A 20,495-nucleotide genomic window follows, 5' to 3' on the forward strand; every position below is an offset into this window, starting at 1 on the left:
CCGCGGGCGCCGGGCGGGGGATCCCGGTGGGCAACCGTTCGGGGGTTGGCTGCCCGTCGCCCACATCGTGACCTGACCGTGATGGGGACCGGGGGACAGTAACGAAGGGATGTGGTCGACGGCAAGAACCGGCCGCCGTCTGGGCCGAACGTGGAGCGCGGGCCGGCTGTCCAGCAGCAGCGATGACACTGGGTAGAGGGGATATTCCGCCGTTGGTGTGACGTGCGACACGGTTTGTTAGTTCGTGGCGTTCCGGGGGCAACCTCGGAGGCTTGCTAGCGTCGGCGCCGGTGTCGGTAGCGAGACCGCGCGGGCCTGCGATCGTCTGTGAGGCGGTGGTGCCGGGCGCCGGTGTCAGGCACAGGCTGCGGTGCGCCCGCGGCTCTCGGACGCCGAGGCCGGCCGTCCCGACCGCTCCTCCGACCCTCGACGACGTGAGAACACATGGACACTGACAGCACCGGCGGCGCGGCTGCCGTGCAGCTCGACGCCATCCCCGACACGACCACCGCGGGCCGGTCCCCGTCCGTCGCGGCCTACGTGGTGGGTGCGGTCTCGGCCGTGCTGCTCGCCGTGGGTGCCGCCGTGCCCGTGGTGAACGGCGTGGCGCGCGGGTTCAACAGCGTGCCGTTGCTGGTGGTGCTCGCTGTCGCGCCGATGGCCGTGGTCGCGGTGCTGGCGCTGAAGGGACGCCACCAGACGGCGGCGGGAGTGCTGGCCGCCGTGGCGGCGCTCGCACCCGGGCGGCTGGTGCTCGACCTGATCCTGCTGACGGACCCGGTCCGCGCGGCGCGCCCGGAGCTGTTCCGGCTGCACTCGCTGGCCGACCCCGGCACCGCGCCCGGACTGTGGCTCCTGCTGGCGGGCCACGTGGCCGCGATGGTCGCGGGGGTGATGGCAACACGAGCCGCCGCGCCGAAGGCGGACACTCCGTGGACCCCGAGGGCCTCCGCCGCCGCCGAAGCTGCCGCCGCCCGCGCCGCCGGAGGCCCTGGCCCGAGCAGCCCCAGCACCGATCCCGGCCGCACCGCCCGGACCACCGGCGGTGACGCACCCAGCGGCACCGCGGCGCGTGGCCGCAACGCCGCGAATGCGGCCGGTGGCGCAGCTGCCAGCGGAAGTGATGACCTGTCCGCCGGTGATGAGGGGGAGCGCACCGGGAACGCAGACAAGAAGACCGGCGCCCTTCCGGCTCGCAATTCGCGAACCGAATATTCCGCCACCATCGGCGACGGAGCGACAGACGACTCCGCCGCCGACAGGCCCGCCACCTCCAGCGACGCCGCCACCTCGGGCGAAGCCGCCACCTCGGGCGAAGCCGCCGCCCGCGCCGACGAGGCTGGCCGAGCCACCACGCGCGCCGACGAGGCTGGCCGAGCCACCACCCGCGCCGAGGCCGCCGACCGGGCCTCTGCCCCCGACGGCAGCTCTGATCGGCCTGCGGCCTCCGGCGGCGGCTCGGACCGGGCCTCTGTCCCCGACGGCAGCTCTGATCGGCCTGCGGCCTCCGGCGGCGGCTCGGACCGGGCATCTGCCCCCGGCGGCGGCTCCGGCCCCACCGCTGCCCCCGACGCCGGCTCCGGCCCCACCGCTGCGCCCGGTGGCGACTCCGACTCGGCGCCTGCCTCCGGCCGCGCCTCTGGTCCGGCCGTTGGCGCCCGCCCTGGCCGAGCCGCTGCTGCCCGCAGTGGCTGCACCCCCGGCGCGGGCCCTGGCCGGGCCGCCACCCCCGCCAACCTCGCCGACCAGACCCCTGCTCCCGAGAGCACCTGGCCCGAGGCGGCCGAAGTGAGCCGTGGGGGGTTGGTTTTCGGGATGTTCGCCGCGGTCGTTGCGGGCGTCGGGGTCATGATGGCGCCCTTCACCTCGACCGACGCCTTCCTGCCCGCCGATAGCGCGTTCGAGAGCCCGGGTCTCGTGCTCGCCGGGAGTCTGCTGCTCGCCTTCGCTCTGCCCGTCGCCACCGTGTTGCTCGCCGGCTCGGGCACGGCCGTCGCCCGGGGTGGGTTGCTCGGGCTCGGCGTCACCGCCGCCGTTGTCGGCTTGCCGAACCTCGTCTCCGGGCTCAGCCTGCCCGGCGTGCGCCTCGCGGCGGGGCCGATCCTCGTGCTCGTCGGGGCCGCCGGGATGATCGCCGCCGCGTTCCTGCCCACCGCGGCCACCCGGGACGCCGCCCAGGACGACGAGGCGGGCGAGATCACCCTGCCCGGCATCCGCCGCCTGCGGATCGTCACCGGCGTCCTCGCCGTGCTCACCTCCGCCGCGGCCGTCGCCGGCGCCCTCACGCCCCAGGTGGTCATCACCGAGACCCTCAACGGCCCGCAGAGCCCCTCCCGCTCCGCACTGCTCGTCGCGGGGCTGCTGGTCGGCGTGCTCGGCCTCGTCATGTTCACCGCCGGCCCCGCGGCCTACGCCCGGCCCGCGCTCTCGGTCGCCTGGGTCACGGTCCCGCTCGCGGGCACCGCCGTCTTGACCATGGCCGTCACCGCCACCGAACTCGGCGCCGGTCTCACCCCGGGGCCCGGGGTGCTGTGGACCGCGCTCGCCATCGTCGGATCGGCCATCACTGCCTGCTGCTCCGTCGTCGCGGGCATGGTCGAACGGGACGAGACCACCGACCCGGCCACCGCGCTCGGCGACGGACCCGCCCTGCCCGGCGCGGACCTGCTCACCCCGCTGGTCGCCGCGGGGATACTCGCCATCGGCGCCTTCGGCACGCCCTCGATCCTCGCGCCGGACTACGTCGAACCCGCGCTCTGGTCGAGCTTCGGCACCCCCTCGTGGGGCCTGCTGGTCGCGCTGCTCACCGTCCTCGGCGCGTGCGTCCTCGCCCCGCGGTGCCGTCCCGCCCGTGCCGCGGCGCTGCTCGCCGGTGCCGCCTGCGTCGCCGGGCTGCGTGCCGCGGAGTTGCCACTCGTGGGTGATGAGATCGCCGGAGCGCACGCGGGGCTGGGCTGGTGGCTCGCGCTGGGCTGCGCCCTCGCCCTGGTCATCGCCGCCGTTCTGGCCGCGCGTGGCTCGATTCACACCCCGAAACCACGCTCTGGATCCATACGGTGACCGAGTTCACCGGATGCGCCGCCCCGAGCCAAAGCCCAGGTCGCTAGGGTCGTCTCCGTCCGGCAGCATGGTTTGCAACAAGCACCCGCCTGCGGATCGCCCCTCGCGAGACGACCGGTGACTCAGGCGGTGTGTGTCGTCAGGAGACTGGAGTAGTGGACCTCTACGAATACCAGGCGAAGGACCTCTTCGCCGCCCACGGCGTGCCGGTACTGCCCGGCGCCGTAGCGAGCACCCCGGAAGAAGCCCAGGCCGCCGCCGAGAAGATCGGTGGACAGGTCGTCGTCAAGGCCCAGGTGAAGACCGGTGGCCGTGGCAAGGCCGGTGGCGTGAAGCTCGCCAAGGACCCGGCCGAGGCCAAGGAGAAGGCCGAAGCCATCCTCGGCCTCGACATCAAGGGCCACATCACGCACCGCGTGCTGGTGACCGAGGCGTCCGACATCGCGGAGGAGTACTACTTCTCCTTCCTGCTGGACCGCGCCAACCGCACCTTCCTGGCCATGGCGTCCGCCGAGGGCGGCATGGAGATCGAGCAGCTGGCCGTGGAGCGGCCCGAGGCGCTCGCCAAGGTGCCGGTCGACGCGATCGCCGGTGTCGACAAGGCCAAGGCGCTGGAGATCCTGACCCAGGGCAACTTCCCCGAGGCCATCCGCGACCAGGCGGCCGACGTGGTCGTCAAGCTGTGGGAGACCTTCGTGGCCGAGGACGCCACCCTGGTCGAGGTCAACCCGCTGGTCCGCGACCCGCAGGACAAGATCGTCGCCCTCGACGGCAAGGTCACCCTGGACGAGAACGCCGCCTTCCGGCAGCCGAAGCAGGAAGAGCTCGTCGACAAGCAGACCGAGGACCCGCTGGAGGCCAAGGCCAAGGCGAAGGACCTCAACTACGTCAAGCTCGACGGCGAGGTCGGCATCATCGGCAACGGCGCGGGCCTGGTCATGTCCACCCTGGACGTGGTCGCCTACGCCGGTGAGAAGCACGGCGGCGTCAAGCCCGCCAACTTCCTCGACATCGGCGGCGGCGCCTCGGCCGAGGTCATGGCCGCCGGCCTGGACGTCATCCTGAACGACCCGGCCGTCAAGTCGGTGTTCGTCAACGTCTTCGGTGGCATCACCGCGTGCGACGCGGTCGCGACCGGCATCGTCGAAGCCCTCAAGATCCTGGGCGACGAGGCCACCAAGCCGCTCGTGGTCCGTCTCGACGGCAACAACGTCGAGGAAGGCCGCCGGATCCTCAACGAGGCCAACCACCCGCTGGTCACGCAGGTGGACACCATGGACAACGCAGCGGACAAGGCTGCCGAGCTGGCCGCGGCAGGAGCGTAAGAGACATGTCGATCTTCCTCGATTCCAGCAGCAAGATCATCGTTCAGGGCATCACCGGGTCCGAGGGCACCAAGCACGCGACCAAGATGCTGCAGGCCGGCTCGAACATCGTCGGCGGCGTGAACGCCCGCAAGGCAGGCCAGACCGTCACCATCGCGGGCAAGGACCTCACCGTGTTCGGCACGGTCGAGGAGGCCATGAAGGAGACCGGCGCCGACGTGTCGGTCATCTTCGTGCCGCCGAAGTTCGCCAAGGACGCCGTGATCGAGGCCATCGACGCCGAGATCCCGCTCGCCGTGGTGATCACCGAGGGCATCCCGGTGCACGACTCGGCCTACTTCTGGGCCCACGCCGTCGCCAAGGGCAACAAGACCCGCATCATCGGCCCGAACTGCCCCGGCGTCATCTCGCCGGGCAAGTCGAACGCCGGCATCATCCCGGCCAACATCACCGGCCCCGGCAAGATCGGGCTGGTGTCGAAGTCGGGCACGCTGACCTACCAGATGATGTACGAGCTGCGTGACATCGGCTTCTCCACCGCCGTGGGCATCGGTGGCGACCCGGTCATCGGCACCACGCACATCGACGCTCTGGAGGCCTTCCAGGCCGACCCGGAGACCGAGGTCATCGTCATGATCGGCGAGATCGGTGGCGACGCCGAGGAGCGGGCCGCGGCCTACATCAAGGAGAACGTGACCAAGCCGGTCGTCGGCTACGTCGCGGGCTTCACCGCGCCCGAGGGCAAGACGATGGGGCACGCGGGCGCGATCGTGTCCGGCTCCGCGGGCACCGCGCAGGCGAAGAAGGAGGCCCTCGAGGCCGCGGGCGTGAAGGTCGGCAAGACGCCGTCCGAGACCGCCGCGCTGGCTCGGGAGCTGTACGAGAACCTGCACTGACCCGTAGCGGTCCACACGCCGGCCGGGCACCGTTCGCGGTGCCCGGCCGGCGTGCGTCCCGGCCCCCGAAATTCGACGCAACCGTTTGCCGTCCCGGCACGTCGGATAGCCGGATGGGGTGACCGGGAACCCCGGGACGTGTTGCATCGTTCCCGGACATATCGGCACCCCGGTTCGGGCGAAGACAGGAGAGCAAGCGCGATGACGTTCCCCAGTGGTGGACCGGGATACCCGCAGCAGGGCGGCGGTGGCCAGCCCCCGGGGACCGGCGGGTTCCCCCAGCAGCAGCCCCCGCCGCAGCAGGGCCCGAGCCTGTCGCCGGCGAACCTGAGCATGATCCTGACGCTGTTCATCGCCCTGCTGGGCCTGGTGAACTACTTCATCGGCTTCTCCGAGGAGGCGCAGGGCGCCGACCAGCCGGTCCTGTTCCTGCTCGTGGGCGGTCTGCTGGCCGGCCTGTCGGTGCTGCCGAGGGGCCCGCGGACGCTCCCGTTCGCGGTGCTGTTCAGCGTGCTCGGCGCGCTCACCGCGATCCTGGTGGTCGTGCACATCCCGGAGCAGGCCGAGACCCCGGGCATCTACACGGTGATCCTGATCCTGGGCATCCTGCAGATGCTGGTCGCGGTCGCGGCGCTGCTGTTCGACGCGGGTGTGCTGAAGATGCCGCAGCCGCAGCAGCCGCAGTACGGCCAGCCCTACGGACAGCCGGGTCAGTTCGGCCAGGGCCCCGGTGAGCAGAAGGGCGGCCCGTCGGGCACCCAGTACGGCCCGCCGGTGACGCCGCCGCAGCAGCAGTCCACGGTCTACGCCCCGCAGCAGGGCCAGTTCTACAACCCGGCGGCCAAGCCCGAGGGCCAGCAGGGCCAGCACCCCGGCACCCCGCCCGGTGGCAGCCCCCAGGGTTGATCTTCTCCGCAGGAGCGCCCCTTCCCGGCCAGGGAAGGGGCGCTTTTCGTTTCGCGCGCCGCGTCTTGCTCGACACCACCGTTGTGTGGCTTAACCCGCATGAGGGAGGAACGGCGTGGCTCACCCGGCCGGAGCAGTGTTGGTGCGAGGGTGCGAGGCATGCAGGTGCTCACCTCGTACCGCCGATCCGGGAAAGGGGTGACGGACCCGGGAGACCGGGGCGAGCGCTCACCGGTCGTCCGGGCGAGGGTGTTCGCCGCGGCGGTCCTCGGTCCCATCGTCGCCGGGTACGTCGTGGTCGCGGCTCTGTTCGGGCTGGTCACGGCCATGGCCGCGGCGGGGGAGTTCTCGATCGGCGGTGTGCTGCGCGCGGCCGGGCCGGGCTGGCTCGCCGCCTACCAGGTGCCCGTGGAGATCGCCGGGCGCCCGCTGGGCGTGCTGCCGCTGCTGGCGACGATCGGCGCGCTGGCGCTGGTCGCCCGGTCGGCGGCGACCGCCACGCAACGCCTCGGCTATGCCGAGCCGGGTGCGACCGTGCCGTTGATCGCCGCCGTGACCAGTGCGCACGCCCTCGCCGGCCTCGGTATCGCGTTGTTCGACGACGGCGCCGGGGTGCGCGTCGAGCCGTTGTCCGCGTTCGCCGTGCCCGCGGTCCTCGCGGGTGTCGCCGCCGCGGCCGGAGCGGCGTCGCGGTCCGGTGTCGCGGCAGCCGTCCGCGACTACCTGGACCCGCTCGCGGTGCGCGGGCTGCGTGCCGGCGCGCTGGGCCTGGCCGGGCTGCTCGCGGTCGGCGCGCTCGTGCACACCGTCGGCCTGGTCCTCGCCTCGGGCACGATCCGCCAGCTGTTCGCGGCGAACGCCCCCGGGTTCGGCAGCGGCGCCGGGATGCTGCTGCTGTCGCTGGGGTACCTGCCCAACGCCGTGGTCGGCGGCCTGGCCTTCGTCACCGGTCCGGGTTTCTCGATCGGGTCGTTCTCGGCGAGCGCGTTCTCGTTCACCGGCGGTCCGGTGCCCGGGCTGCCGGTGCTGGCCGGCGTTCCCGAGCACGCCGCGCCGTGGTGGCCGGTCCTGATGCTGCTGCCGGCCGGGGTCGGCGCGTTGCTCGGCTGGTCGCTGCGGCGGGCCGACGAGAACCCGCTCGCCCGGCTGCGGATCGTCGGCATCGCGGGCGCGCTCGTCGGGTTCGGTTGTGTGTTGCTCGGCACGCTCGCCGGCGGCAGGCTCGGCGGCGGGGCGTTCGACCCGGTGACCATCCCGGTCGGGCTGGTGTCCGTCGCCGCGTTCGGCTGGATCGCGGTGCCCGGCGGTCTGATCGCCTGGTTCGCCGGCCCGCACGCGCGCCCCAAGCCGGCGCCCGAGCCGGAGGAACCCCAGGTGGAGCCCGAAATCGAGGCCGAGCTGGAGAACCTCGACGCCGAGCTCGAGGAGCTGGAGGCCGAGGCCGAAGAGAGCGCCGAGGAGCTTGCCGAGGAGGACCCGGAAGAGGACACCGCAGAGGAGCCCGAGGACGAGCCGGACGACAGCGAGGAGCGACCGCCCACCAACGGGAAGCCCGACGAGCCCAGTTAGCCCGCCCGTCTCCCACCACCGCCCTCAACGGAGCCGCCCCGCGGCGCAGCTTAGACTCAGTGCGACGTTGGCACGGGCGAAGGAGAGGCGTTGAACTCCAGCCGGTTGGAACTGCCCGTCCCGGTCAAGCTGGTGGTGCTCGCCTCCGGATCGGGCACGCTGCTGCAGGCGCTCCTGGACGCGACCGAACGCGTCGGCTTCCCGGCGAAGATCGTCGCCGTCGGCACCGACCGCACGGGCGTCGAGGCGCTGGCCCGCGCCGAGCGCGCCGGGGTGCCGCACTTCACCGTCCGGCTGAGCGACCACCCGGACCGCAACGCCTGGGACAAGGCCCTCACCGAGGCGGTCGCCGCCTACGAGCCGGACCTGGTCGTGTCGGCGGGCTTCCTGAAGATCCTGGGGACGAACTTCCTCACGCGCTTCCCGAACCGCGTGATCAACACGCACCCGGCCCTGCTGCCGTCGTTCCCGGGGATGCACTCCGTGGCCGACGCGCTGGAGCTGGGCGTCAAGCTGACCGGCTGCACGGTGCACTTCGTGGACGCCGGGGTCGACACGGGGCCGATCATCGCCCAGGAGGCGGTGGCGGTCGAGCCGGACGACGACGAGGACAGGCTGCACGAGCGGATCAAGGTCGTGGAACGACGGCTGCTCGTGGACGTGGTGGAACGACTCGGCCGGGCCGGTGCCACGGTCGAGGGACGGAAGGTGAGGTTGCGGTGACGGTGGAAGACCGGCGTCCGGTGAAGCGCGCGCTGATCGGCGTTTCGGACAAGACGGGCCTGCTGGAACTGGGCACCGCGCTGCACGCGGCGGGTGTGGAGATCGTCTCCACCGGCGGCACGGCGAAGGCGCTGGCCGACGCCGGCGTGCCGGTCACGCCGGTCGAGCAGGTCACCGGGTTCCCGGAGTCGTTCGACGGCCGCGTGAAGACGCTGCACCCGCGGGTGCACGCCGGCCTGCTGGCCGACCGCGACCGGCCCGAGCACGTCGAGCAGCTGCGTGAGCTGGACATCGCGCCGTTCGACCTGCTGGTCGTCAACCTCTACCCGTTCCGGGAGACCGTCGCCTCGGGCGCGAGCCCCGAGGACTGCGTGGAGAACATCGACATCGGCGGTCCGGCGATGGTCCGCGCCGCGGCGAAGAACCACAACAACGTGGCCGTCGTGGTCGACCCGGCTCGCTACGAGTGGGTGCTGGAGCAGGTCCGCGCCGGCGGCTTCGCGCTGGCCGACCGCAAGCGGCTGGCGGCTCAGGCCTACGCGCACACCGCGAGCTACGACATCGCGGTCGCGTCGTGGTTCGCCAACGCCTACGCCCCGGCCGACGACTCCGGCTTCCCCGACTTCACCGGCGCCACCTGGGAGCGCGGCGAAGTGCTGCGCTACGGCGAGAACCCGCACCAGCGCGCCGCGGTGTACCGGCACTGGCGCGGCGGGCTCGCGCACGCCGAGCAGCTGCACGGCAAGGCCATGTCCTACAACAACTACGTCGACACCGACGCCGCGCGCCGGGCCGCGTACGACTTCGAGGGCCCGGCGGTCGCGATCATCAAGCACGCCAACCCGTGCGGCATCGCGGTCGGCCTGGACATCGCCGAGGCGCACCGCAAGGCCCACGCCTGCGACCCGGTGTCGGCCTACGGCGGCGTGATCGCGGCGAACCGGCCGATCACGCGCGAGGCCGCCGAGCAGATCGCCGAGGTGTTCACCGAGGTCGTGCTCGCGCCGGACTTCGAGGACGAGGCGCTGGACGTGCTCAAGCGCAAGAAGAACGTGCGCCTGCTGAAGCTGCCCGCGCTGACCGACGCCGACCCGATCGAGTTCCGGCCGATCTCCGGCGGGGTGCTCGTGCAGACCGTCGACCGGATCGACGCGCCCGGCGACTCGCCGGCGAACTGGACGCTGGCCACCGGCGAGGCCGCCGACGCCGACACGCTGGCGGACCTGGTGTTCGCGTGGCGGGCGATCCGCGCGGTGAAGTCGAACGCGATCCTGCTGGCCAGCGGCGGTGCGACGGTCGGCGTCGGCATGGGGCAGGTCAACCGCGTCGACTCGTCCCGGCTGGCCGTGCAGCGCGCCGGTGACCGGGTCAAGGGCGCGGTCGCCGCGTCCGACGCGTTCTTCCCGTTCCCGGACGGGCTGCAGGTGCTGATCGACGCCGGTGTGAAGGCCGTCGTCCAGCCCGGCGGCTCGGTGCGGGACGCCGAGGTGATCGCGGCGGCCGAGGAGGCCGGCGTGACGCTGTACCTGACGGGCACGCGCCACTTCGCCCACTGATCGCTAGAGGCGGGCGGCCGCGGCCTCCAGGTCGTCGACGCCGCCCGCCATGATCGTCCGCACGTGCTCGGTGATGTGCTCCACCGGCCAGTCCCACCAGGCGATGCGCAGCAGGCGGTCGACGTCCTCGTCGCTGAAGCGCCTGCGGACGAGGCGGGCCGGGTTGCCGCCCACGATCCCGTAGTCGGGCACGTCCTTGGTGACGACGGAGCCCGCGCCGATGATGGCGCCGTGCCCGATGCGCACTCCCGGCATCACCGTCGAACGGTAGCCGAACCACACGTCGTGCCCGACCACCGTGTCGCCGCGGCTCGGGAGGCCGGTGAGCAGGTCGAAGTGCTCGGACCACGAGCCGCCCATGGTGGGGAACGGGAAGGTCGACGGCCCGTCCATGCGGTGGTTGGCGCCGTTCATGATGAAGCGCACACCGGTGCCGAGCGCGCAGAACTTCCCGATGACCAGCTTCTCCGGCCCGTAGTGGTAGAGCACGTTGCGTGTCTCGAACCCGGTCGCGTCATCCGGGTCGTCGTAGTAGGAGTACTCGCCCGCTTCGATCAGCGGTGACTTGACCAGCGGTTTGAGCAGGACCACGCGGGGTTGGCCGGGCATCGGGTGGAGGACGGTGGGATCGGGCAGCACCCGTTCATGATCACCGCGGGACCCGGTGGGCGCGAGCGGTTTTTCCCGTGGTGGGGTGCTAGGGTTGCGGTATAACTATACCGCTTCTCCTGAACGAGAGGTACCCGTGATCGAACTGAAGACGCCTGCGGAGATCGACCGCATGCACGTGACCGGGCGTTTCGTGGCCGAGGTGCTCACCGAGGTCGGCCGGCTCGCCGACGTGGGCGTCAACCTCCTGGACCTGGAGCACCACGTCCGCGGCATGATCAAGCGGCGCGGCGCCGAATCCTGCTACTGGGACTACGCCCCGTCCTTCGGCAAGGGCCCGTTCCGCAACGTCATCTGCCTGTCGGTCAACGACGCCGTCCTGCACGGCCTGCCGCACGACTACACGCTGCGTGACGGCGACGTGCTCACCGCGGACCTCGCGGTGAGCATCGACGGCTGGGCGGCCGACTCGGCGCGCACGGTCGTCGTCGGGACGGCGGACGAGGAGGACCTGCGGATCATCCGCGCCACCGAGGAGGCGCTGGAGGCCGCGATCGAGGCGGCTCGCCCGGGCAACCGCCTCGGCGACATCTCGGCGGCGATCGGGTCCGTGGCCGAGGCGTACGGCTATCCGGTGAACACCGAGTTCGGTGGTCACGGCATCGGCCGCACCATGCACGAGGACCTCCACGTGCCCAACAAGGGCCGTCCGGGCCGCGGCCTGAAGCTCCGGCCCGGCCTGACGCTGGCGCTCGAACCGTGGTTCGCGCGCACGACCGACCGCATCGTCCACGACCCCGACGGTTGGACCATCCGGTCGGCCGACGGCTCCCGCACGGCGCACTCCGAGCACACGGTCGCCATCACCGAGGACGGCCCGCTGGTGCTCACGCGGCGTGACGCGGAGGACCGCGCCTCGGCTTGACATCGCACAGGTGTTCGAGGCAAACTAGGCGCATCGAACAGTAGTTCGAACAGTCGCCGGCTTCCCCACGGTGACGTCCGCAGGTTCTCGCAGGCGCGTCGTGGGGAGGTGGCATGTCGGTCGCGACACTGGCAGCTCTGCCCGGGGTGAGCACGGCGAGCGGGGTGGCCGCCGCGGCGGAGCACGCCCAGCTGACCGGGCGTGTCCTGCCGGTGCTGCCGGAGTTGCGCCGCCTGCTGCCGTCGGCGGGCCTGCGGCGCGGGAGCACGATCGCGGTGCGCGGATCGACGTCGTTGCTCCTGGCGCTGCTGGCCGAGGCGACGGCGACCGGATCGTGGGCCGCGGCGGTGGGGATGCCGGACCTCGGTCTGGTGGCCGCCGCGGAACTCGGGGTCGAGGTGAGCCGGCTCGCGCTGGTGCCGCGGCCAGGGGCCGAGTTCGCCGCGGTCACCGGCGCGCTGCTGGACGGGGTGGACGTGGTGGCGGTCGCCGCTCGGGGCGCGGCGCCGCAGGAGGCACGGCGACTTTCGGCGCGGGCACGGCACCGGGGCGCCGTGCTGCTCTCCCTGGGGCCGTGGCCCGGCGCCGAGGTGGAGCTGAACTGCGTGGCCGGCCGCTGGGCCGGTCTCGAAGGCGGGCACGGGTACCTGCGTGAGCGGCGGGTCCGTGTCCAGGGTGCCGGCCGGGGCGCGGCGACGCGTCCCCGGCGGGCGGATCTGCTGCTGCCGGGGTCTGCGGGGGCCCCGGCAGCAGCACCCGAGCCGGTGCTCGAACTGGCCAGGGAGGTGGGCTGATGCGCGCCGATCTTCCGGGGACGAGCGCCGTTGCTTCGGGCCACGGGCCGAGGCGCGCAGGCGGCTCGGGGACGGCGGTGGCGCGGCGCGGCGCCACCGGCACGGTGGCCCGGCGCGGGAGGTGCGCCGGGCCGCGAGTGCCACGCTCGCCGATGCCGGCATCGGCGTGGGGTGTCTTGGCACGGCCGGGGTACCGCACCGGCGCGAGGAGCGCGGCATGTCCACAGTAGACAAACCACCGCGCATGCTGGTCCTCTGGTGCCCGGACTGGCCCGCCGTCGCCGCGTGCCTGGCCGACGGCACGCCCCTGCACCTGCCTGCCGCGGTGTTCCACGCCAACCGGGTCGTCGCGTGCACCGCCGTCGCCAGGGCGGCCGGCATCCGGCGCGGCATGCGCCGCCGGGACGCGCAGTCCCGCTGTCCCGAACTCCAGGTCTTCGGCCCGGACGAGGACCGCGACGCGCGCCTCTTCGAGCCGGTCGCGGCCGCCGTCGAGGAGCTGGTCGTCGGGGTCGAGGTGGTCCGCCCCGGCCTGGTCGCGGTGCCCGCCGACGGCGCGTCCGGCTACTTCGGCGGCGAGCTGCGCCTCGCGGAACTGCTCGTCGAGCACGTCTCCCACCAGGTGGAGTGCCAGATCGGCATCGCCGACGGCTTGTTCGCCGCGACGCTGGCCGCCCACCGGTCCCGCATCGTCGACCGCGACCGGGCCGCCGACTTCCTCGCGCCCCTGCCGGTCGACGAGCTGGACCAGCCGGCCGCCGACCGCGCCGAGCTGGTGGACCTGTTGCGCCGCCTGGGTTTGCGCACGCTCGGCGCGTTCGCCGACCTCGCCGAACGGGACGTCGCCGCGCGGTTCGGCCGCGCCGGCATGATCGCGCACCGGCTGGCGCGCGGCCTCGACGAACGGCCACCGCACCGGCGACGGCCGCCGCCCGAGCTCACCGTCACCAAGGCCTTCGACCCGCCGCTGGACCGCGTCGACGCCGCGGCGTTCATGGCCCGCACCCTCGCCGAGCGGTTCCACGGCGGCCTGGCCCGGCACGGCCTGGCCTGCACGCGCCTCGGCATCTACGCCACCACCGAGAACGGCGAGGAACTGAGCCGCGTGTGGCGGTGCGCGGAACCGCTGACGCCGCAGGGCATCGCGGACCGCGTGCGCTGGCAGTTCGAAGGCTGGCTGCGCGCCGCGCCCGGCGAACGGCCCAGCGCCGGGGTGGAGCGGCTGCGACTGGCGCCCGAGGAGACCGTCGAGGGGCACTCGCTGCAGCTGGGGCTGTGGCAGGAGGGCCTGCGCGGCCTGTCCGACGAGACCACCGAGCGGGCCGGCCGCGCGCTGGTGCGGGTGCAGGGCCTGCTCGGCCCGGACAGCGTCTTCACCGCGGTGCTCGACGGCGGCCGCGGTCCGGCCGAGCGCGTCCGGCTGGTGCCGTGGGGCGACCCGCGGACCCCGCAGAGCCAGCCGGACGTGCCGTGGCCGGGCCGGCTGCCCGCGCCGTCCCCGGCCACGGTCTACGCGCAGCCGCTGCCCGCGCGCGTCCTCGACGCCTCGGGCGCGGAGGTGCACATCACGCGGCGGCGGGAGCTTTCCGCGCCACCGCACCGGGTTTCGGTGGGCGACGGCCCGCCACGGGAGGTCCTGGACTGGGCAGGCCCGTGGCTGGTCGACGCGCACTGGTGGACGCCGGGTGGCGACGGGGTGCGCACCCGGGTGCAGGCCGTGCTGGCCGGGGAACCGGAAACGGCGGTCCTGCTGACGAGAGTGGGCGGATCGAGTCCACATTGGACAGTGGAGGGAGTGTACGACTGATGGACGACGAGTACTTCCGGGACCTGCAGCACTGGCTGGCGCTGCCGCGCAAGGTGGTCGAGTCGCTCGACCCGGTCGAGGACGAGCAGATGCTGCTGCCGATCCCGGTGCCGCGCCGCCCGGTGGACTGATGGGCTTCAACAACCCGCCCGTCCCCTGGGAGGAGCTGGAGCGCAGGCTGGCGGGCAAACCGGCGACGGCCGACGGCGGGGACAGCCCCGCCTGGAGCCGGAAACGGGAGGGCTACGTCCGGCCGAGCACCGTCGAGGCCCCGCGCGGGGACGACCACGCGGGCGGGCGGCGCCGGGTGCCCTACGCCGAGCTGCACTGCCACTCCAACTTCAGCTTCCTGGACGGCGCGAGCCACCCCGAGGAGCTGGTCGAGGAGGCGGCGCGGCTGGGGCTCGACGCGATCGCGCTCACCGACCACGACGGCATGTACGGCGTGGTGCGGTTCGCCGACGCGGCGCGCGACCTGGGCGTGCGCACGGTGTTCGGCACCGAGCTGAGCTTCGGCCTGTCCGGCCCGCAGAACGGCGTCGCCGACCCGGAGGGCGAGCACCTGCTCCTGCTCGCCAAGCAGCAGGACGGTTACGCCGCCCTGTGCCGGGCGATCACCGCGGGTCAGCTCGCCGGGCACGACCACGCCGCGTCGGCGGACCGGGCCGAGAAGGGCCGCCCGGTGTACGACCTGGACGCCGTCGCGAGCGAGGTCGCGGGCAAGGTCGTGGTGCTCACCGGCTGCCGCAAGGGCGCGGTCCGGAAAGCGCTGGCCCGCGGCGGCCCGGAGGCGGCGGGGCGGGAGCTGCGGCGGCTCCGCGAGAGGTTCGAGAGCGTGTACGTCGAGCTGACCGACCACGGCTACCCCGAGGACGGGGTGCACAACGACGTCCTCGCCGCGCTGGCCGCCGAGCAGGGCCTGCCGACCGTCGCCACCACTGCCGCCCACTACGCCACCCCGGACCGGGGACGGCTGGCCGGCGCGATGGCCGCGATCCGCGCCCGACGCGGCCTCGACGACATGGCGGGCTGGCTGCCCGCGTCCGGCATGTCGTTCCTGCGGTCCGGCGAGGAGATGGCGCAGCGGTTCGCCCGCTACCCCGGCGCGGTGCAGCGGGCCGCGCTGCTCGGGCTGGAGTGCGCCTTCGACCTGAAGCTGGTCGCGCCCGAGCTGCCGCCCTACGACGTCCCCGCCGGCTACACCGAGGCGTCCTTCCTGCGCGAGGAGGTCTACCGCGGCGCCGCACACCGCTACCGCGACCGGCCGGAGGCGCTGGACCAGATCGAGCACGAGCTGCGGATCATCGAGCAGCTCGGCTTCCCCGGCTACTTCCTCATCGTCTGGGACATCGTCGAGTTCTGCCGCCGCAACAACATCCTGTGCCAGGGCCGCGGCTCGGCGGCGAACTCCGCGGTCTGCTACGCGCTCGGCATCACCAAGGTCGACTCGGTGCGCTGGAAACTGCTGTTCGAGCGCTTCCTCGCGCCGGACCGGGACGGCTACCCGGACATCGACCTGGACATCGAGTCCGACCGCCGCGAGGAGGTGATCCAGTACGTCTACCGCAAGTACGGGCGACTGTGCACCGCGCAGGTGGCGAACGTGATCACCTACCGCGCCAAGTCCGCGATCCGGGACGCGGCAAGGGCTTTCGGGTACTCGCCCGGCCAGCAGGACGCGTGGAGCAAGCAGATCGACCGCTGGGGCCCGCTGCACGACACCAAGGACGACACCGATCACGACATCCCGCTGCCGGTGCTGCAGGTGGCCGCCGCGCTGGAGGACTTCCCGCGGCACCTGGGCATCCACTCCGGCGGCATGGTGATCTGCAACCGGCCGGTGAGCGAGGTGTGCCCGATCGAGTGGGCGCGCATGGCCGACCGCAGCGTGCTGCAGTGGGAGAAGGACGACTGCGCCTCCGTCGGCCTGGTCAAGTTCGACCTGCTCGGCCTCGGCATGCTCTCCGCGGTGCACTACATGCTCGACCTGGTGCGCGAGTTCGAGGGCGTCGAGGTCGACCTCGCGAACCTGAACCTGGAGGACCAGGAGGTCTACCGGATGCTGCAGCGCGCGGACGCGATCGGCGTGTTCCAGGTGGAGAGCCGGGCGCAGATGGCGACCCTGCCGCGGCTGAAGCCGAAGACGTTCTACGACCTGGCGATCGAGGTCGCGCTCATCCGGCCCGGCCCGATCCAGGGCGGCTCGGTGCACCCCTACATCCGGCGCGCCACGAAGAAGGAGAAGTGGCGGCACGACCACCCGCTGCTGTCCAACGCGCTGGACAAGACCTTGGGGGTGCCGCTGTTCCAGGAGCAGATGATGCAGATCGCCCTGGACGTCGCGAACTTCACCGCCGCCGAGGCCGACGAGCTGCGGCACGCGATGGGCTCGAAGCGGTCCACGCGGAAGATGGAGCGGCTGCGGGAACGGTTCTACGAGGGCGCCCGGCGCAACGGCCTCGACGACGAGCTGATCGCGCGGATCTTCCACAAGCTGATGGCGTTCGCCAACTTCGGCTTCCCGGAGAGCCACGCGCTGAGCTTCGCCTACCTGGTGTTCGCCAGCGCCTACTTCAAGCGCTACCACCCGGCGGCGTTCTGCGCGGCGCTGCTGCGGGCCCAGCCGATGGGGTTCTACTCGCCGCAGTCGCTGGTCGCCGACGCCCGCAGGCACGGCATCACGGTGCACGGCCCGGACATCAACGCGAGCCTGCCGCACGCGACGCTCGAACCCGGGGATTCCGGGTTGGCGGTGCGGATCGGGCTGGCCACGGTGCGGATGATCGGGCAGAAGCTCGCCGAGGAGATCGTCGGGGAACGGCAGCGGGGCGGGGCGTTCGCCGACATGGCCGACCTGGCGCGGCGCGTGCGGCTGACCACGCCGCAGATCGAGGCGCTGGCCACGGCTGGGGCGTTCGGCCGGTTCGGCGAGATCGGCGGCGACCGGCGGCGCGCGTTGTGGGCGGCCGGGGCGGTGGCGCAGGAACGGCCGGAGAAGCTGCCGGTCACGCTGGCCGGGGCGCACGCGCCGACGCTGCCCGGCATGGACCACATCGACGAGGCGGTCGCCGACGTGTGGGCGACCGGGTTGTCGCCGGACAGCTTCCCGACGGAGTTCATCCGCGAGCGGCTGGACGCGCTGGGCGTGGTGCCCGCCGGAAAACTGATGGACGCCGAAGACGGCGCCCGGGTACTGATCGGCGGAGCGGTGACCCATCGCCAGCGCCCGGCGACCGCAGGCGGGGTCACGTTCCTGAACATCGAGGACGAGACGGGGATGGTCAACGTCGTGTGCAGCGCCGGGTTGTGGCGCCGGTACCACCGGGTGGCGCGGGGGAGCGCGGCGATGCTGATCCGCGGGGTGATCGAACGGGCGGACGGGGTGGTGAGCGTGCGCGCGGACCGGTTGCAGCACCTGTCGATGCGGGTGCCGTCGAAGTCGCGGGACTTCCGGTGAACGGCCTGCCGATCACCGACGCGCGCGGGAACACCCTGGTCAGCGTGCGGTTCGGGGTCTCGACGGATCCCGCGGTGCCGATGCCGCTCGCGCTGGTGGTCGTCGAGGTGGACGACCGCGTGCTGCTGGTGTTCGACCGGCGGCGCGGGCAGTGGGAGCTGCCCGGCGGGATGATCGAACCGGGGGAGACTTCGCACCAGGCCGCGGTCCGGGAACTGGCCGAGGAGACCGGGATCGTGGTGAGCGGGCTGCGGTTCGCCGCGGTGGCCCGGTTCGTGTTGAGCGATTCAGTGCGTCGCGAGTACGCCGCGGTGTACCGGACGGGGTTCGCGACCGAGCCCGCGGTGACCCCGCAGGAGGACGAGGTCTCCGCGATCGCATGGTGGAACCCCCGCACGCCCCTGCTGCGCGACCAGGGCGTGCTGGACGCCGAGATCGCCCGGCGGGTCACCGGGTTGAGCTGAGGGCGCGGACCGCTGCGGTCTCCTCGCGCCACACCAGGCTCCAGTCGACCGGCGGCGCGTCCGAGAACGGCACGAACGCCAGGTTCGGGCGCGCGAAGTAGCGCGTCGCGTGCTCGGCGAGCGGGCTGATGCCCTCGCCGGCTTCCACGGCGAGGAACAGTTCCTGGATCGTCCCGGGTGCGGGGCCGAGTTCGATGGGACGGCCCGCGGGCGTGGTCCACGGCAGCCGTGGCGGCCAGAGGGCGCGGAGCACGGTGTCGCGCGCGAGGTCCTCCAGCGACACGGATTTCCGGCGGGCGAACGGGTGTTTCGCCGCCACCGCCAGCACCAGCGGCTCGGTGTGCACCACCACTCCGGGGTCCGGCAGCAGCGTGACCAGGGCGTCGACCTCGCCGTCCCGCAGTGACCGCAGGGGATCGTCGAACGCGGCTTCCTTGATCTGGACGCGGAAACCCTGTGCGCGGACGGTTTCCAGCCGGTCCGCGATGAGGTCGGCCACCGCGGGTGCCGCGAAACCCAGGCGCAGCACGGTGTTCCGCTCGCGGCCGGCGGCCCTGGCTCGCTCGAACGCCTCCTGGATCTGCCGGTGGGCCGGCGCGACCTCGTCCCGCAGCCGCTGCCCGATGGCGGTCAGGGCGACCCGGCGGCTCGTCCGGTCGAACAGGCGCGCGCCGATGCGCCGTTCCAGCGTGCGGATCGTCTGGCTGACCCGCGCCTGCGAGACGCGCAGCAGCTCGGCCGTGCGGCCGAAATGCAGTTCCTCGGCGAGCACCAGGAAGATCTCGATGTCCCGCCGCTCCACATCCATAACACCCAGGTTATCGATCGAGCCTGGCTTTGTCGTTGGTCGCCGCGCTCGAGACGGCGAGAGTGGAGGCATGAACCTGATCCGCGCCACCGAAGCCGAAGTTCTCGCCGACGCCCCGGGCAGCCGCATCACGCTGCTCACCGACACGGACACGCTGACCAGCAACCGCGCGACGTTCGAGCCCGGCGCCACCGGCGCGCCGCCGCACTTCCACACCAAGGCCACCGAGGTCTTCTTCGTGCTGAGCGGCCGCCTGGACGTCCTGCTCGACGAGGAGGTGGTCACCCTCGGCGAGGGCGACTTCCTCACCGTGCCGCCGCGGGTGCCGCACGCGTTCGCGCCGGCGGCCGGGTCTCCCGCGGACGTGCTCGTCACGTTCACGCCCGGGATGGACCGGTTCGACTACTACCGGCTGCTGGACCGGGTCAACCGCGGCGAGGCGGACCCGCGGGAGATCCGGGAGTCGCAGGAGCGCTACGACAACCACTACGTCGACAGCCCGGTCTGGCGGGTGTGATTAGCTCGCCGGATGGAGATCGCCGAGGACTACCGGGACGCGGTGCTGCCGGGGACGACGTGGGAGAAGCGGCAGTTCAGCCGGTGCGATTTCAGCGGCGCCGACCTGCGCCGGCTGGTCACGCAGGGCTGCACGTTCGACGAGTGCGACTTCTCGGGCGCGGATCTGGGGGAGTCCCGGCACCAGGCCTCGGCGTTCCGGTCGTGCGTGTTCGACCGGACGGTGCTGGCAGACAGCACGTGGAGCGCGTGCTCGTTGCTCGGATCGTCCTTCGTGGACGGTGGATTGCGTGGGATGTCCGTGCGGGACAGCGATTTCTCGCTGGCCAACTTCAGCCGGGCGAACCTGCGGCGCCGGTCGCTGTCCGGGTTGCGGTTCCGGGAGGCCAGTTTCGTGGACGCGAACCTGACCGAGGCCGACCTGCGGGACAGCGACTTCCGCGGCGCCCGGTTGGGCGGCGCGGACCTGACCGGTGCAGACCTGCGTGGCGCCAAGCTCGACGCGAACGCCTTGGTGCAGGCGAAACTGCGCGGCGCGCGGGTCGACCTGGAGACGGCGATCGCCTTCGCCGCGGCGCACGGCCTGGTGGTCGACTGACCCCGGGCCGCGCGCCGGGCTGGCCTCAGTCGATCGGCGGTTCGCCCGGGTCGAGCTCGATCAGGTCGCCCGAGGCGAGCAGGTCCTCGATCGACGCGGGCAGCAGGTACGCCGCGCCGCCGCCGGGCTGGTTGAACCACGGGATCGCGACGCCGGCGAGCGCCTCGATCGGCCGCTGCACCCGGTACACGTGGTACGGGCGGGTCACCCACTCCGGCACCAGCGAGCGCTCCTCGAACGGGGTCCCGGCCGCGTAGGTCAGGTTGCCGTTCGGGCCGCCGAACCGGTCGAGTTCGCTGCCCGCGGGCAGTTCGCGCATCTCCTTGCCGCGGAACAGCGTCAGCGGCGGCTCGCCGGGCAGCGGCTGGATCGGCCACTGCTGGTTGCCGCCACCGGAGGCCGCCGAGGCCGTGGCCGCCGCGGGGGCGGGCGCGGCCGGTTCGACCCGTCGCGGCGGCGGTTCGCGTCGCGGCGGGGCGGGC

The 20,495-nt window shown here is 72.9% G+C and carries 18 protein-coding genes; 15 read left to right on the forward strand and 3 right to left on the reverse strand.

The window, feature by feature from the left end; all coding sequences use genetic code 11:
* Positions 1–444: 444 nt before the first annotated feature.
* The 7 genes from AMY39116_RS44775 (at position 445) to purH (ending at position 10,035) form a co-directional block, all read left to right on the forward strand.
* Positions 445–3,060: a hypothetical protein gene (locus tag AMY39116_RS44775; RefSeq protein WP_020420067.1), complete on the forward strand. Its 2,616-nt coding sequence runs from the start codon at positions 445–447 to the stop codon at positions 3,058–3,060.
* 155 nt (positions 3,061–3,215) lie between these two features.
* A complete protein-coding gene (sucC, locus tag AMY39116_RS0323450) occupies positions 3,216–4,385 on the forward strand; it encodes an ADP-forming succinate--CoA ligase subunit beta (RefSeq protein ID WP_020420068.1) in 1,170 nt (389 codons plus the stop codon).
* 5 nt (positions 4,386–4,390) lie between these two features.
* Positions 4,391–5,281 (forward strand): succinate--CoA ligase subunit alpha, encoded by an 891-nt coding sequence (gene sucD, locus AMY39116_RS0323455; RefSeq protein WP_017986721.1) that lies wholly within the window; start codon positions 4,391–4,393, stop codon positions 5,279–5,281.
* A 201-nt stretch (positions 5,282–5,482) separates the two neighbouring features.
* Positions 5,483–6,187, forward strand: a complete 705-nt coding sequence (locus tag AMY39116_RS0323460) for a DUF5336 domain-containing protein (protein WP_020420069.1) — start codon at positions 5,483–5,485, stop codon at positions 6,185–6,187.
* A 159-nt stretch (positions 6,188–6,346) separates the two neighbouring features.
* Entirely contained in the window at positions 6,347–7,756 is a 1,410-nt protein-coding gene (locus tag AMY39116_RS0323465; RefSeq protein WP_020420070.1) for a DUF6350 family protein, read from the forward strand.
* Positions 7,757–7,861: 105 nt separating this feature from the next.
* Positions 7,862–8,479 (forward strand): phosphoribosylglycinamide formyltransferase, encoded by a 618-nt coding sequence (purN, locus tag AMY39116_RS0323470; protein WP_027936174.1) that lies wholly within the window; start codon positions 7,862–7,864, stop codon positions 8,477–8,479.
* The gene (gene purH, locus AMY39116_RS0323475; protein WP_020420072.1) at positions 8,476–10,035 is read left to right on the forward strand and encodes a bifunctional phosphoribosylaminoimidazolecarboxamide formyltransferase/IMP cyclohydrolase; all 1,560 of its coding nucleotides are present in this window, start codon (positions 8,476–8,478) and stop codon (positions 10,033–10,035) included. Before purN ends, purH begins: the two co-directional genes overlap by 4 nt.
* A 3-nt stretch (positions 10,036–10,038) precedes the next feature.
* On the opposite strand, the gene AMY39116_RS0323480 is transcribed toward purH, so the two are convergent.
* Entirely contained in the window at positions 10,039–10,644 is a 606-nt protein-coding gene (locus tag AMY39116_RS0323480; RefSeq protein ID WP_051123587.1) for a CatB-related O-acetyltransferase, read from the reverse strand.
* A gap of 136 nt (positions 10,645–10,780) precedes the next feature.
* On the opposite strand from AMY39116_RS0323480, the gene map reads away from it, so the two are divergent.
* From map to AMY39116_RS0323510, 6 genes are all read left to right on the forward strand, one after another.
* On the forward strand, positions 10,781–11,569 hold the full coding sequence (gene map / locus AMY39116_RS0323485) for a type I methionyl aminopeptidase (RefSeq protein WP_020420074.1): 789 nt from the start codon (positions 10,781–10,783) through the stop codon (positions 11,567–11,569).
* 113 nt (positions 11,570–11,682) lie between these two features.
* Positions 11,683–12,363, forward strand: a complete 681-nt coding sequence (locus tag AMY39116_RS0323490) for a hypothetical protein (RefSeq protein ID WP_020420075.1) — start codon at positions 11,683–11,685, stop codon at positions 12,361–12,363.
* Positions 12,364–12,607: 244 nt separating this feature from the next.
* On the forward strand, positions 12,608–14,170 hold the full coding sequence (locus AMY39116_RS0323495; protein ID WP_020420076.1) for a DNA polymerase Y family protein: 1,563 nt from the start codon (positions 12,608–12,610) through the stop codon (positions 14,168–14,170).
* Positions 14,170–14,301, forward strand: coding sequence for a hypothetical protein (locus AMY39116_RS47900; protein ID WP_020420077.1), 132 nt, complete (start codon positions 14,170–14,172; stop codon positions 14,299–14,301). Before AMY39116_RS0323495 ends, AMY39116_RS47900 begins: the two co-directional genes overlap by 1 nt.
* Complete coding sequence (locus AMY39116_RS0323505; RefSeq protein ID WP_020420078.1) at positions 14,301–17,627, forward strand: error-prone DNA polymerase; 3,327 nt, start codon at positions 14,301–14,303, stop codon at positions 17,625–17,627. Before AMY39116_RS47900 ends, AMY39116_RS0323505 begins: the two co-directional genes overlap by 1 nt.
* The gene (locus AMY39116_RS0323510; RefSeq protein WP_020420079.1) at positions 17,624–18,091 is read left to right on the forward strand and encodes an NUDIX hydrolase; all 468 of its coding nucleotides are present in this window, start codon (positions 17,624–17,626) and stop codon (positions 18,089–18,091) included. Before AMY39116_RS0323505 ends, AMY39116_RS0323510 begins: the two co-directional genes overlap by 4 nt.
* Here the strand turns inward: AMY39116_RS0323510 and AMY39116_RS0323515 are convergent.
* Complete coding sequence (locus AMY39116_RS0323515) at positions 18,075–18,899, reverse strand: LysR family transcriptional regulator (protein WP_020420080.1); 825 nt, start codon at positions 18,897–18,899, stop codon at positions 18,075–18,077. The genes AMY39116_RS0323510 and AMY39116_RS0323515 overlap by 17 nt on opposite strands.
* 70 nt (positions 18,900–18,969) lie before the next feature.
* On the opposite strand from AMY39116_RS0323515, the gene AMY39116_RS0323520 reads away from it, so the two are divergent.
* Complete coding sequence (locus tag AMY39116_RS0323520) at positions 18,970–19,416, forward strand: cupin domain-containing protein (protein WP_020420081.1); 447 nt, start codon at positions 18,970–18,972, stop codon at positions 19,414–19,416.
* Positions 19,417–19,428: 12 nt separating this feature from the next.
* On the forward strand, positions 19,429–20,013 hold the full coding sequence (locus AMY39116_RS0323525; RefSeq protein ID WP_020420082.1) for a pentapeptide repeat-containing protein: 585 nt from the start codon (positions 19,429–19,431) through the stop codon (positions 20,011–20,013).
* A 25-nt stretch (positions 20,014–20,038) separates the two neighbouring features.
* On the opposite strand, the gene AMY39116_RS43475 is transcribed toward AMY39116_RS0323525, so the two are convergent.
* Positions 20,039–20,495: TNT domain-containing protein (locus tag AMY39116_RS43475; protein ID WP_235716202.1), on the reverse strand; the 457-nt coding region annotated here is incomplete at its 5' end.

The organism is Amycolatopsis sp. ATCC 39116 (genome assembly GCF_000231075.2).
GTDB classification, from domain to species: domain Bacteria; phylum Actinomycetota; class Actinomycetes; order Mycobacteriales; family Pseudonocardiaceae; genus Amycolatopsis_E; species Amycolatopsis_E tucumanensis.